This is a genomic window from Micromonospora sp. NPDC047521, assembly GCF_055587305.1.
Map to the genome: position 1 here is coordinate 63,032 of NZ_JBVJGN010000017.1, position 13,218 is coordinate 76,249.

Genomic DNA, 13,218 nt, shown 5'->3' on the forward strand with positions numbered 1-13,218 from the left:
GGTGGTGTCTCAGCGACCGCTGACCGAGGGCGCCGGGGCGGGCGATCCCCCGGCCACCGCCCCCGGGTGCGCCGGGGCGACCGGCGCGGGCTTGAGCCCCGGCGACACCGGCAGGGCGCTGCCCCGGACAAACTCGTCCCAGCTGACGTTCCACGCGGTCCAGCCGTTGCCCGGCTGCAACTCCACCTCGGTGCCCTTGACGGTGATCAGGTCACCGACCTGCGTCACGCCCATCAGCCAGTCGGCCGCGGCGGCGGAGACGTTGGCGCAGCCGTGCGAGACGTTCGTGTTTCCCTGGTCGCCCTCGGACCACGGGGCGGAGTGGATGAACTCGCCACCCCAGGTGTAGCGCTGGGCGTCGTCGACGTCGACCACGTAGCCGCCGTTCGGCTCACCCCGGGTGTCGAAGGTGGTCCGCTCGTGCTTCTCCATGATCACCATCTTGCCGCTGGAACTGGGTGTGCTCGGCTTGCCCAGGCTGACCGGGATACGGCGGATCTGCTTGCCGTCGCGCAGCACCGTCATCTGCTTGGTGGCGTTGTCGATCTCCAGCGCCTGCTGCCGGCCGATCTTCGAGGTGGCGGTCCGCTCGGCGTCGCCGACCCGGTCCTTGCCGATCGGCAGGCCCTCCAGCCCGGCCCGAACGCTGATCGTCGTACCGGGCTTCCAGAAATCGGGCGCGCGGTAATAGACCTGCGTTCCATCCTCAAGCCAGGACCAGGTGCCTGGTTGCGGCGGATTCGTCTTTACGAACAACCGGCGTTGCACATCTGCTCTGGCCTCTTTCGGAATTCCCGGGTCGAACGCCACGGTTACCGGCATCGCCGTGCCGTACGTCCGGTTGCCCACGAAATAGAGGGTGCTGGTGATCTGCGGCTTGGTGGACTTGGCCATCGTGGTGAACGTGGTGGTGCGCGTGGTGGTGGCACCCGAGTCGCCCGTCGCGGTCACCTCGGCCGTGTACGTCCGGCGGGGTTGCAGCGGCGTGCTCGGCACCCAGCCGGAGCCGTCCTCGCGCGGTTCGGCCTTGACCTGCGCGCCCTTGTCGTCGGTCAGTCGTACGCCGGTGACCCGGCCGCCCTTGACCGTGGTCCCCACCTCGGCGCTCACCGGTACGTCGCGGGCCTTGTCCCCCGGTGACACGGTGAGCTCCGGGGGCGCGGCGTGCCCCTTGGCCGACCCGGCCGCCGGCTCCCGCTCGGCGGTACACCCGCCCAGGACGAGTGGTGCGGCCGCGATGGTTACCGCCAACAGTGTCAGTCGCCGCCTCGACGTCATGTTCTGTCCCCCCGTTTTCGGCTTCCCTCTGCCACATCTTCGTCGCCTCGGCAGGGGTGTCCACGCCATTCGGAAATAATCGGCGGCGCATTTACCGGCGCATTTTCCGGCGCTGCGTCGGTTGGCGGAAGAAAGGCCATCCGGACGCCCCTCGCGCCCTTTGCTCTGCTTGCGGGGAGGCGACACCCGCTGTCCGGATAGACGGCCGGCCGGCGGGCGGCCCGCGGGAGCCGACCGGTACCGGCGGGAGGTCGCGGGCAGGCGCGCACCCCGGGCGCGAACTTTTGTCATCTGGAGCGAAACTTTCGGCGAACACGACAAAGCTTTGCCTTCGTCCGGGGGCAAGGGTAGGGTCCGGATCGAGATAGAGGGTTGCCCATTCGTCGATCAGCCTGCCGCCGCCCCTGCCGGGTCGCCGCGTCCCGCCCCGATGGGTCCGGGTCGTGCCCCGCGTGCCGTCCCTCACCGTTCCGCCGGAGCCTGGCTCCGGCCGGTCCGGCGCGCCCCGGGACGGGCGGCAGTCGGTCGACCGCCGATCGACGGCGTCCGCGCCGTCAGGAAGGGACCACCACCATGGATCAACAAACCAACCGATCGGAGCCGACAGCGGCGTCCGAGGCGGTCAGCCGTCGTGGCCTGCTGCGCGCCGCGACGGTCTCGGCCGCCGCGGTCGGCGCCGCCGGTCTGCTCGCTAGCCCGGCCGCCGCCGCTCCCAGCGCGCAGGGCGGGCACTCCGGCGGTCGCCGCCGGGTGCCTGTCGACCGGATCAGCATCCAGCTGTACACGCTGCGCGACCAGCTGGCCGCCGACCTGCCCGGCACCCTGGACGCGCTGCGGCGGATCGGCTACCGGCGGGTCGAGCACGCCGGCTTCGTGGGACGCACCGCCGCGCAGTTCCGCGCCGCGCTCGACGAAGCCGGGCTGCGCGCCACCTCCGGCCACACAGGCATCCCGCAGCCGTTCGACGACGCCACCTGGCAACGCGCCCTCGAGGACGCGCACACCGTCGGCAGCAAGAAGATCGTGCACCCGTACTTCGGCCGCGACGCCAACGGGCAGGCGATCCGGGACCCCGCCGTCTACCGGGCCCTGGCGCGGGATCTCAACCGGGCCGGCCGGCTCGCCGAGCGCGCGGGGCTCGACTTCGGCTACCACAACCACCAACTGGAGTTCGTGCCGCTTACCGACGGCCCGACCGGCTTCGAGATCCTCACCGGGCAGACCGACCCGCGGCTTGTCCACTTCGAACTCGACCTCTACTGGACCTGGCGCGGCGCCCACGACCCGGTCGACGTGATCCGGGCCAACCGTGGCCGGATCCGCCAGGTGCACGTCAAGGACCTCGACGTCGAGGGCGGCTTCGCCGACCTCGGTGACGGCGTCATCGACTTCGGTCGGATCTTCGCCCACGAACGCGAGGCGGGCATCGAGGAGTACATCGTGGAGCGCGACGACGCGGGCACCGCACCGCGCTCCCCCGCCGACGCCCTGGACACCGCCCGGGTCGGCTTCGACTACCTCGCCTCACTCCGGTACTGAAAACCACCTCGGGGGACGACCTGATGAACAGGACCGCATTCGCGTCCGCGCTGCTGCTGGTGACGGCCGGCCTGGCCGTACCGCCGGCGGCCGCGGCCGCCGCGCCGGCCGCGCCGCCGGACAGCAGCTTCCAGAAAGTCACACTCAACGACTTCCCCGGCGAGCCGATGAGCCTCGCCGTCCTGCCCGACCTGCGGGTGCTGCACACCTCCCGGACCGGCGAGGTCCGCATCCACGACCCGCGCACCGGGCTGAACACCCTCGCCGCCGACATCCCGGTGTACGAGCACGACGAGGAGGGCCTGCAGGGGGTCGCCATCGACCCCAACTTCGCCCAGAACAAGTGGGTGTACCTCTACTACTCGCCGCCGCTGAACACCCCTGTGGACGATCCCGCCACGCCCGGCGTCAACGAGGGGGACGCGCCGGAGACCGGCACCGAGGCGGACTGGCAGCGGTTCAAGGGCGCGCTGCGGCTGTCCCGGTTCAAGCTCGACGGGATGAAGCTCAACCTGGCCAGCGAGCAGCAGATCATCGACGTGGCCACCGACCGGGGCATCTGCTGCCACGTCGGCGGCCAGATCGACTTCGACAGCAAGGGCAACCTGTACCTGTCGACAGGTGACGACACCAACCCGTTCGCCTCCGACGGCTACATCCCGATCGACGAGCGGGCCGATCGGAACCCGGCGTACGACGCCCAGCGCAGCTCGGCCAACACGAACGACCTGCGCGGCAAGCTGCTGCGCATCAAGCCGAAGGCCGGTGGTGGTTACACGGTGCCGGCCGGCAACCTGTTCAAGCCGGGGACGGCGAAGACCCGCCCGGAGATCTACGCGATGGGGCTGCGCAACGCGTTCCGGTTCGCGGTGGACCGGCGGACCGACAACGTGTACCTGGCCGACTACTCCCCCGACGCCTCCACGGCGAACCCGGAGCGCGGGCCGGCCGGACACGGCCGATGGATGATGATCGACAAGCCGGCGAACTACGGCTGGCCGTACTGCGTGACGCCGACGATCGCGTACCGCGACTACGACTTCGCCACCGGCCAGTCCGGCAAGAAGTTCAACTGCGCGCGCCCGGTCAACGAGTCACCGCACAACACGGGCAAGCGGCAGCTGCCGCCGGTCGAGCAGCCGCAGGTCTGGTACCCGTCCGCGGCGTCCGGTGAGTTCCCGCAGCTGGGCACCGGCGGCATCGGCCCGATGGGTGGCCCGGCGTACGACTACGACGGGACCAGCACCTCGCGGACCCGCTGGCCGGCCTACTACGACGGCGTTCCGCTGTTCTACGAGTGGACCCGGGACTACATCAAGGAGTTCCGCCTCGACGAGGACGGCGACGTCGCGGACATCCGGCCGGTGGTCCCGTCGCTGGTGGTGGACAACCCGATGGACATGGAGTTCGGCCCGGACGGCGCGCTCTACGTGCTGGAGTACGGCGACGGCTACTTCGCCGAGAACCCGGACGCGCAGCTGTCCCGGATCGACTTCGTGCGGGGCAACCGGACGCCGATCCCGAAGATCAGCGGCACCCCGACCGTCGGGCAGGCGCCGTTGACCGTCGCGTTCTCCAGCGCCGGCACCACCGACCCGGACGGTGACAGGCTGAGCTACGCGTGGGACTTCAACGCGGACGGTTCGGTGGACAGCACCGCTCCGAACGCGACCTGGACGTTCGCGGAGAACGGCTCGTACACCCCGACGCTGAAGGTGACCGACCGCACCGGACGCTCCGCCTCGGCGACCCTGCCTCTGGTGGTCGGGCCGACCGCGCCTGTCGTCGAGTTCGTCGCCCCGGTGGCCGGGCAGCCCTTCCAGTTCGGGCAGACGGTCGCGTACGAGGTGAAGGTCACCGACGACCTGCCGGTGGACTGTTCCCGGGTGAAGGTCACCTACGTGCTCGGGCACGACGAGCACGGGCACCCGCTCTCCACATCGACGGGTTGCAGCGGGACAATCCCCACCTTCATCGACGGTGGGCACAGCGGGGCGGACAATCTGACGGCGGTCTTCGTCGCGGAGTACACCGACGCGCCGACCGAGCCGGGTGTGCCGCCGCAGTCGGCCTCGGCCACCGTGGTGCTGGACCCGACCCCGGTGGCCGGCCTGGCCGGCTGAGGAGTTTCACCGTGACAGCGGCGGCGGTCGGAGCGTTCCGGCCGCCGCCGCCCGCCGCTCAGCTCCAGTCGCTGTCGACGTGGTTGTCGCGCCAGCGTCCGCCCACCGGCGGGGTGTCCAGCCGCATCCCGTCCTCGGCGTTGCCGGCGAGGTCGTTGTCCTCGACCCGGCAGTCCACGCAGCTGCCCCGCTCGGTGATCCACAGTCCGTGCGTCTGGGTGCGGGATTCGTCGCTGTCCCAGATCCGGTTGCCGCGGATGGTGGCCGAGTCGAACGGCGCGTTGATGGTGATGCCGGCCCGCCGCCCGGGAGCGGGGTCCAGCTCGTACGCGCAGCCCGGCGGCGGCACGTCCCCGCTCCACGCGCTGAACGCGTCCGGGCGTACCGGAGCCAGGGTGAGTTCGTCTCCGGTGTTGGCGGCCACCGTGGCCACGGACCGGCCGACCCGCAGGATCTTGCCCCGGTGCCCGTCGTGCGGCCAGTCGGCGGTGCGGTCCACCAGGGTCCGCTCGCTGTAGCGGACGGCCTCGCCCGCTCCGCCGGCGGCCCTGGCGTACTGCCGCCCGTTGTTGCGGATCCGGTTGTTGAGCAGCACCGCGTCGCTCATCTGGTGGTCGATGCGGACCGCGTCCAGGCCGTTGCCCCAGAACTCGTTGCTCTCGATCACCACGTCCCGGACGGGTCCCTGGTAACCGCGACCGAGGTCGCGCGCATGGTAGCCGTGCTGGCCGTTGCCGCTGATCCGGTTGCCCCGGACGACGTACGGGCCGGGGCTGTTGCCGATGCTGATCCCGTCGCGCAGGTTGCCGTCGATGACGCAGTCGGTGACGAGCCCGCCCCGCCCGGCCACTGTCGAGGTGCCCTGCGACGACACGTCGAAGCCTGCCTCCAGGTTGCCGGTCATGGTGCAGGCGGACACGATCAGGCCGTCGGTGCCCCAGTCGGAGATGCCGAACCGGTTGCCCTGGCTGTGGCAGCCGATGATGCGGTAGCCGCGGGGTGGTTCCCAGAAGTCCTTCTGCAACTCCAGGAAGATCCCGTTGGTGCCGTTGGCCAGGGCTGTGCAGTTGGCGATGGTCAGCCGCTCCATCGGACCCCACCCGCCGACACCGATACCGATACCGGCGCCGCCCATCTGCTCGCCGTTGTCCAGTCGGCCACAGCCGACCACCACCACGCCGTCGATCAGGGTGTCCTGGAGGAAGTCGCAGCCCAGCCCGCTGGCCGCGGTGTGGTGGATGTAGAGGTTGCGGAACACGCCCCGCACCACGTACTGCAGGCCGAGGCCCTTGGCCAGGTAGTTGTACTCGGCCATCGCCACGCCCGAGCCGTCGATCTGGAAGTCGGCGAACGTGCAGTCGGCGATGTGCCGGTCCCGGTCGGCGCCGTGCTGGAGGGTCGTCCAGAAGGCCAACGGTGTCGGGTCGGCCCGGTTGCCCTCATTGCTCAGCATGAACCGGGTCGCCGCCGGGCCGGCCCCGACCAGCGACACCCCGCTGCGCCACACCGTGCCGGCGTCGCGGATCGAGTAGATGCCCGGCGGGCAGTAGATCACCCGGGCCCGCCCGTCGGAGGCGTACCCGGCGCCGAGCCGGTCCACGAGGGCGGCCAGCGCCGGCTGGTCGTTCGTCGCGCCGTCACCGGTCAGCCCGTACTCCAGGGCGTCGCAGTAGAGCGGCGCGCCGGCGGCGGCGGGCCGCCGTACCCGGACCGAGTTGAGTATCGCCTCGTACGCCACGGGCCGGCTCCCTTCGACGCGGATGGTGCGCGCCGACTTCCCGGTGACGGGTGGGGGAAACCCCCGGACGCGGCCCGGCCCCGGCGCCGCGTGGGCAGCGCCGGGGCCGGGGTACGCGCCTCAGACGGCGGCGATGAGCAGCGCCGGGCGCTCCACGCAGTCGGCCACGTGCCGCAGGAAGCCACCGGCCACCCCACCGTCGCAGACCCGGTGGTCGAAGGTGAGGCTGAGCTGGGTCACCTTGCGGACGGCGAGTTGCCCGTCGACCACCCACGGCTTGTCCACGATCCGCCCGACGCCGAGCAGCGCGGCCTCCGGGTGGTTGATGATCGGCGTGGAGCCGTCGACGCCGAACACGCCGTAGTTGTTGAGCGTGAACGTGCCGCCGGTGAGCCGGGCCGGCGGCAGGCTGCCCGCCCGCGCCGCGGCGGTGGTCGCCGCCAGTTCGGCGGCCAGCTCGGCGGTGGTGAGCCGTTGGGCGTCGCGCAGCACCGGCACCAGCAGGCCCCGGTCGGTCTGCGCGGCGATGCCCAGGTGCACACCGGCGGACTGGACGATCCGCTGCGCCTCGGTGTCGACCCGGGAGTTGAGCTGGGGGAACCGGCGCAGACCGCTGAGGCAGATCCGGGCCAGCAGGGCCAGGATGCTCACCGGGGCGTCGGGCGTCGCCGCGTTGATCGCCGCCCGGGTCTCCAGCAGCCCGGTGGCGTCCACGTCCACCCAGATGGTCACCTCGGGGATCTCCCGACGGCTGCGGGACAGCTTGTCGGCGATCACCTTGCGCACACCGGTGAGCGGAATGATCACGTCGTCGTCCCCGGTCGCCGCGAGGGCGACGTGCGGGTCTGGCACGGCGGCGAGCCGGGCGGCCGGCGCGGCCAGTGCCGCCTCCACGTCGGCGCGGCGGATCACCCCGCCGGGCCCGCTGCCGTGCAGCGCGGTGAGGTCGACGCCGCGCTCACGGGCCAACCGCCGCACGATCGGTGAGATGACCAGGGGGGCCGCTGTCCGCGCCGGATCGGTGGGGGCGGCCCCCACGACGGTGTGCCCCGTCGGCCCGGCGTCGGCGCCTGTGGAGTCGGCGCGGCGGATGTCGGGCCGGGCGACGTCCGTCGGGCCGGCGTCGACAGGCTCGGGAGCGAGGGCCAGCCGGGGGCGCCGCCGACGCCGGGTGGCGCCGCCATGGCCGGTGCCGTACCCGATCAGCACGTTGCCGGACCCGGCCCGCTCCTCCTCGCGGTAGGTGGCGTGCCCGGCGGGCTCGTCGCCGCCACCGTCCAGGGGGGCGATGGTGATCAGGGGTTGGCCGACGGGGCGTACCTCACCTGCCGCACCGTGCAGGGTGACGACCCGGCCGGCGTACGGGCAGGGCACGTCGACGACCGCCTTGGCGGTCTCCACCTCGACCACGCTCTGGTCGACAGTGACGATGTCGCCCACGGCGACCCGCCACTCGACGATCTCGGCCTCGCTCAACCCCTCGCCCAGGTCGGGCAGGAGGAAGACCTGGGTCCGCTCGACTGTGGTCATGCCGCCGCCCAACGCGCGTCCGGCTGGTCGTCCCACTGCAGGCGGGCCACCGCGTCCAGGACCCGGTCCACGCCGGGCAGGTGGGTGTGCTCCAGCATCGGCGCCGGGTACGGGATGTCCAGCCCGGCGACGCGCAGCACCGGGGCGTGCAGGGCGTGGAAGCAGCGCTCCTGCACCCGGGCGGCGATCTCCGCGCCGACACCCGCGAAGCCGGGCGCCTCCTGGATCACCACGCACCGGCCGGTACGCCGGACCGAGGCGGTGATTGTGGCGTCGTCGAACGGCACGATGGTGCGCACGTCCACCACCTCCAGGTCCCAGCCCTCCTCGCGGGCGGCCTCGGCGGCCTCCAGCGCGACAGGCACCGCCGGCCCGTACGCGACAAGGGTGGCGTCGCGGCCGGGCCGACGCACCACGGCCCGGCCGAACGGCTCGGTACGGGTCGGCAGCTCGGCTTCGGCGCTGCCGAAGTAGAGCTTCTTGGGCTCCATGAAGACCACCGGGTCGGGGTCGTCGATCGCCTCGCGCAGCAGCGAGTACGCGTCCTCGACTGTCGCCGGGGTGACCACCTTCAGGCCCGGGGTGTGCGCGTAGTACGCCTCGGACGAGTCGCAGTGGTGCTCCACTCCGCCGATGCCGCCCGCGTACGGCACCCGGATGACGATGGGCACGCTGAGCGCTCCCCGGGTGCGGTTGCGCAGCTTCGCGACGTGCGAGGCGATCTGCTCGAACGCCGGGTACGCGAACGCGTCGAACTGCATCTCGACGACCGGCCGCAGCCCGGACATCGCCAGGCCGACGGCGAAACCGACGATGCCCGCCTCGGCGAGGGGCGTGTCGAAGCAGCGCTTCTCGCCGAAGCGCGCCTGGAGGCCGTCGGTGATCCGGAAGACGCCGCCGAGCTGGCCGACGTCCTCACCGAAGACGACGACCCGGTCGTCTGCGGCGAGGGCGTCGGCGAGCGCGGTGTTGAGCGCCTTCGCCATGGTGGTGGCCATCAGGCGTTCCCGTCCTCGTCACTCGCGGCGGCCAGTTCGGCGCGGACCTGTTCACGCTGCTCGACGAGCTGCGGGGTGGGTTCGGCGTAGACGTGGTCGAAGAGGCTCAGCGGGTCGACGCTGGGCTGCTCGTTCATGCGGGCGCGCAGGTCCGCCGCGTACGCCTCGGCCCGCTCGGCGATCTCGGCGACCGCCGCGTCGTCGAGCACGCCCCGGGCCCGCAGGTAGGTCTCCAGGCGGGCGAGCGGGTCGCGGTCGCGCCAGGCGTCGACCTCGGCGCCGTCGCGGTAGCGGCTGGCGTCGTCGGCGTTGGTGTGCGGTTCCATCCGGTAGGTGTGCGCCTCGACGAGGAACGGCCCGTTTCCGGCGCGGGCGTGCGCGACCGCGCGGGTGAGCACGGCGAGCACGGCGACGGGGTCGTTGCCGTCGACCTGCTCGCTGGGCACGCCGTAGCCGACGCCCTTGTACGCCAGCGACGGCGCGGCGGTCTGCCGGGACAGCGGGACGCTGATGGCGTACCTGTTGTTCTGCACGAAGTAGACGACAGGCGCCTTGAACACGGCGGCGAAGTTGATCCCCTCGTGGAAGTCGCCCTCGCTTGTCGCGCCGTCGCCGATGAAGGCGAGCGCCACTGTGTCGCGACCCTGGTACGCCTCGCCGTGCGCGAGGCCGGCGGCGTGCACGCACTGGGTGGCCAGGGGCGTGCACTGCGGCGCGGTGCGTACCTCGGTGGGGTTGTAGCCGCAGTGCCAGTCGCCGCGCAGCAGCGTGAGCACCTCGACCGGGTCGATGCCCCGGGCAACCAGAGCCATCGACTCGCGGTAGGTGGGGAACACCCAGTCGGTGTCGCGGACCGCGAGCACCGCGCCGACCTGGCACGCCTCCTGGCCCCGCGAGGACGGGTAGACGGCGAGGCGGCCCTGCTTGGTCAGCGCGGTCGCCTGGGTGTCGAAGCGGCGGCCGAGCACCATCCGCCGGTACAGCTCGCGCAGCACCTCGACGGGTGGCTCCGGATAGTCGGTGCGGGCGGGCAGCGGCGTGCCTGTCGGGTCGAGCAGGCGGACCGGTTCGGCGTCCGGGAGCAGTGGGCGCGCCGGGTCGGGCGGGGTGGCCGCCCGACGGGTACGCGGGGATGCCCTGCGGACCGCCTGGGGAGTGGTCGTCACGGCGGAACCTCCTGGGACGTGTGGTGAGCCTATGCTTCCGCTGACGGATGATTGACTCAAGATCCACCAGGAAGGTGGGACGATTGGCATGGCGAGGCAGCTTCGGTGAGCCAGGAGCCCACAGACGGGGTGAGCCGGGCGAGCGGATCGGGACGATCGGCCCAGCCCCTGGACGAGGTCGACCGGCGGATCCTCGACGAGCTGGTCCGCGACGGCCGGACCTCGGTGCGCACCCTGGCCGAACGGATCCACATCTCCCGCACCAACGCGTACGCCCGGGTGGAGCGGTTGCTGCGCGACGGTGTGATCACCGGCTTCCGCGCCCAGGTGGCGCCGGAGGCCGCCGGGCTGGGCACGTCGGCGTACATGGCGTTGACGATCGAGCAGAACACCTGGCGCGAGGTGTCCGCCGAACTGGCCCAGGTCCGCTACGTCGAGCACGTGGCGCTGCTCAGTGGCGAGCACGACGTGCTGGCCCTGGTCCGCGCCCCGGACAACGCCACCCTGCGGTACGTGGTGCTGGACCGGGTGCAGCGCATCGCCGGCGTGCTGTCGACGCGGTCCTGGCTGGTGTTCGAGGAGTTCGACGGGACGCAGAGCCCCTGGCAGTAGGGACCTGTAACACGAACCAGATGACAGAAAAGCCGATACCAGTCAGTCGGTAACAAATCGCCCGTACGATCCGCCGAATGGCTATCTCGGACCAGTTGTGGACGGCGGCCAGGGCCTCCGCCCCGCGACCGCCCGCGCCGGACAACCCACGGTCCTTCCGGGGGGACATCGAAGGTCTGCGGGCGGTCGCCGTGCTGCTGGTGCTCCTCCGTCACGCCGGGGTGCCGTACCTGCCCGGCGGGTTCGTCGGCGTGGACGTGTTCTTCGTGATCTCGGGTTTCCTCATCACCGGCCTGCTGCTGGAGGAACTCGACAGGCGGGGGCGCCTGTCGCTCGCCGGGTTCTACGCCCGACGGGCCAAGCGCCTCCTGCCCGCCGCCGCGACGGTGCTCGTCGCGAGCCTGGTGCTGACCTACCTCTTCCTCCCCCGTGGCCGCTGGTCCGCCACCGCCTGGGATGTCATCGCCAGCGCGTGTTACGCGATGAACTGGCGCATGGCGGACCAGTCCCTCGACTACGTCGCCGCCACCGACGCGCCGAGCATCGCCCAGCACTTCTGGTCCCTCGCCGTCGAGGAGCAGTTCTATCTCATCTGGCCACTGCTGCTGCTCGTCCTCGGGTGGTTCGCCAGGCGGCGCGGGCGCGGCCGACGCGGCCTGCACCTGCTCGGCCTGGCCCTGATCGCGGTCCCGTCGTTCGCCTGGGCCCTGTCCGTCGCGCCCACCGATCCGTCGGCGTACTACGTCACCACGACCCGGATGTGGGAGTTGGCCCTCGGCGGCGCCGTCGCCGTCACGGCGATCCGGCTGAACCGGTCGCCCCGCGTGCTGGCCATACCCCTGGCATGGGCCGGGCTCATCGCGGTCGGCGCCTCCGCCGCGCTGATCCACACGGAAGCCGGCTTCCCGGGGTACGCCGCGCTCGGCCCGACCGTCGGTACGGCGGCGGTCATCGCGTTCGGCCCGGCGGCCGGCCACGCCGGTCCCGGTCTCCTGCTCGGCCGGCAGCCGCTGCGCTACCTCGGCGGGATCTCGTACTCGCTGTACCTGTGGCACTGGCCCCTGCTGATCGCCGCGCAGGCCCACGTCGGTGATCTCGGCGTCGGCGCCGCGCTCGCCGTCGTCGCCGCCTCGACCATTCCCGCCGCGCTGACCTACCACCTCGTGGAGAACCCGGTCCGCCGGTCGCGGACCCTCGCGGCCCGACCCTCCGCCGCACTGCAAGTCGGGGCGGCGTGCACAGGTGTCGCGGCACTGGCCGGCCTGGCGTTCCACCTGGTCGTCCCGTCGACGGCCGGCCCGGCTCCCGCATCGACGGTCGGGCTGGGCCAGGTGCCCGGAGCGAGCGCGCAGCCGGCGTCGACAGCGCCGGGCGCCGCCGTCCTCGGCGCCTCGCCCCGCTCCAGCCGCGCCGGAGCGCCAGTGGACCGGGTCGCGTCGATCGTCCCCGACCCGGTGGCGGCGGCCCGGGACACGCCCGAGTCGCAGAGGTCCAAGAGCTGCCACGTGAGCCTGGAGTCGTCGACGCCTACGGCGTGCGTCTACGGGCGGAACGACGCGACGACCCGGGTCGCGCTCGTCGGCGACTCCCACGCGGACCACTGGGTCCCCGCCCTGCGGGGTGCGGCGGAGACGAACGGCTGGCGGCTCGCCACCTACACCAAGTCCGGCTGCCCGTTCCTCACCGCCGAGATCCTCCTGAACGACCGGCCCTACTCGTCCTGCACCGAATGGAACAGCCGGGTACGGGCGGAGCTGCTCGGCGCGGACCGCCCCGACATCCTTGTCGTCACCAACGCCGAGTACCCGGTCCGGGGCGAGCCGCCGTCACGGTGGCGTTCCGCGATGGCCCGCGAGCTGCGCCGGACGTGGAGCGCGATGACCGTGGAGAAACTGCGGGTGGTGGTGCTGCGGGACACTCCCCTGCACCCGAAGGACATGGCCGAATGCGTGTCCGAGCATCCAACCCGCCTGACGGCGTGCGCCACGTCCCGGGCCGACGTCCTGCGCCTCGGCGGTGGTCCCGCCCAGGAGGCGGCAGCCGACGGTGTCGCCGGCGTACGCCTCATCGACCTGAACGACTGGATCTGCCCGGCGGCCCGCTGCGCGCCGGTCATCGGAGGTGTCCTCGTCTGGCGCGACGCGCACCACCTGACCGCCACCTACTCCGCGACACTCGCACCGAGGGTGGCCGACGCACTCAAACCCGTGATCGCCGGGCGGTGACGGCCCGGG

The 13,218-nt window shown here is 72.2% G+C and carries 9 protein-coding genes; 4 read left to right on the forward strand and 5 right to left on the reverse strand.

The annotated features are described in order from the left end of the window. Positions 1-9: 9 nt before the first annotated feature. Positions 10-1,278, reverse strand: a complete 1,269-nt coding sequence (locus tag ACZ6N8_RS27680) for a L,D-transpeptidase (protein WP_466013549.1) — start codon at positions 1,276-1,278, stop codon at positions 10-12. A 573-nt stretch (positions 1,279-1,851) separates the two neighbouring features. On the opposite strand from ACZ6N8_RS27680, the gene ACZ6N8_RS27685 reads away from it, so the two are divergent. Beyond that, positions 1,852-2,817 carry a sugar phosphate isomerase/epimerase family protein gene (locus ACZ6N8_RS27685; protein WP_466013551.1) on the forward strand — a complete coding sequence of 322 codons (966 nt, stop codon included), beginning with the start codon at positions 1,852-1,854 and terminating at the stop codon, positions 2,815-2,817. Between the two features lie 23 nt (positions 2,818-2,840). Then, positions 2,841-4,940 (forward strand): PQQ-dependent sugar dehydrogenase, encoded by a 2,100-nt coding sequence (locus tag ACZ6N8_RS27690; RefSeq protein WP_364364692.1) that lies wholly within the window; start codon positions 2,841-2,843, stop codon positions 4,938-4,940. 58 nt (positions 4,941-4,998) lie between these two features. On the opposite strand, the gene ACZ6N8_RS27695 is transcribed toward ACZ6N8_RS27690, so the two are convergent. The 4 genes from ACZ6N8_RS27695 to pdhA form a co-directional block, all read right to left on the reverse strand. Continuing rightward, complete coding sequence (locus ACZ6N8_RS27695; RefSeq protein ID WP_466013553.1) at positions 4,999-6,678, reverse strand: right-handed parallel beta-helix repeat-containing protein; 1,680 nt, start codon at positions 6,676-6,678, stop codon at positions 4,999-5,001. A gap of 120 nt (positions 6,679-6,798) precedes the next feature. Then, positions 6,799-8,208, reverse strand: a complete 1,410-nt coding sequence (locus tag ACZ6N8_RS27700; protein ID WP_466013555.1) for a dihydrolipoamide acetyltransferase family protein — start codon at positions 8,206-8,208, stop codon at positions 6,799-6,801. Then, entirely contained in the window at positions 8,205-9,209 is a 1,005-nt protein-coding gene (locus tag ACZ6N8_RS27705; protein WP_387119326.1) for an alpha-ketoacid dehydrogenase subunit beta, read from the reverse strand. The genes ACZ6N8_RS27700 and ACZ6N8_RS27705 overlap by 4 nt, the downstream gene beginning before the upstream one ends. Then, on the reverse strand, positions 9,206-10,372 hold the full coding sequence (pdhA, locus tag ACZ6N8_RS27710; protein WP_466013557.1) for a pyruvate dehydrogenase (acetyl-transferring) E1 component subunit alpha: 1,167 nt from the start codon (positions 10,370-10,372) through the stop codon (positions 9,206-9,208). The genes ACZ6N8_RS27705 and pdhA overlap by 4 nt, the downstream gene beginning before the upstream one ends. A 129-nt stretch (positions 10,373-10,501) precedes the next feature. Here pdhA and ACZ6N8_RS27715 point away from each other — a divergent pair, with 129 nt between their 5' ends. Together ACZ6N8_RS27715 and ACZ6N8_RS27720 are read left to right on the forward strand one after the other, a co-directional pair. Then, positions 10,502-10,984: an Lrp/AsnC family transcriptional regulator gene (locus ACZ6N8_RS27715; RefSeq protein WP_387119324.1), complete on the forward strand. Its 483-nt coding sequence runs from the start codon at positions 10,502-10,504 to the stop codon at positions 10,982-10,984. 77 nt (positions 10,985-11,061) lie between these two features. After that, positions 11,062-13,209 (forward strand): acyltransferase family protein, encoded by a 2,148-nt coding sequence (locus ACZ6N8_RS27720; protein WP_466013559.1) that lies wholly within the window; start codon positions 11,062-11,064, stop codon positions 13,207-13,209. Positions 13,210-13,218: the final 9 nt, after the last annotated feature.

What these genes read in the sequence shown, in the direction of transcription:
- ACZ6N8_RS27680 (WP_466013549.1), bottom strand. Translation starts at nt 1,278, where the DNA reads ATGACGTCGAGGCGGCGACTGACACTGTTGGCGGTAACCATCGCGGCC.
- ACZ6N8_RS27690 (WP_364364692.1), top strand. Translation starts at nt 2,841, where the DNA reads ATGAACAGGACCGCATTCGCGTCCGCGCTGCTGCTGGTGACGGCCGGC.
- ACZ6N8_RS27720 (WP_466013559.1), top strand. Translation starts at nt 11,062, where the DNA reads ATGGCTATCTCGGACCAGTTGTGGACGGCGGCCAGGGCCTCCGCCCCG.
- ACZ6N8_RS27700 (WP_466013555.1), bottom strand. Translation starts at nt 8,208, where the DNA reads ATGACCACAGTCGAGCGGACCCAGGTCTTCCTCCTGCCCGACCTGGGC.
- ACZ6N8_RS27685 (WP_466013551.1), top strand. Translation starts at nt 1,852, where the DNA reads ATGGATCAACAAACCAACCGATCGGAGCCGACAGCGGCGTCCGAGGCG.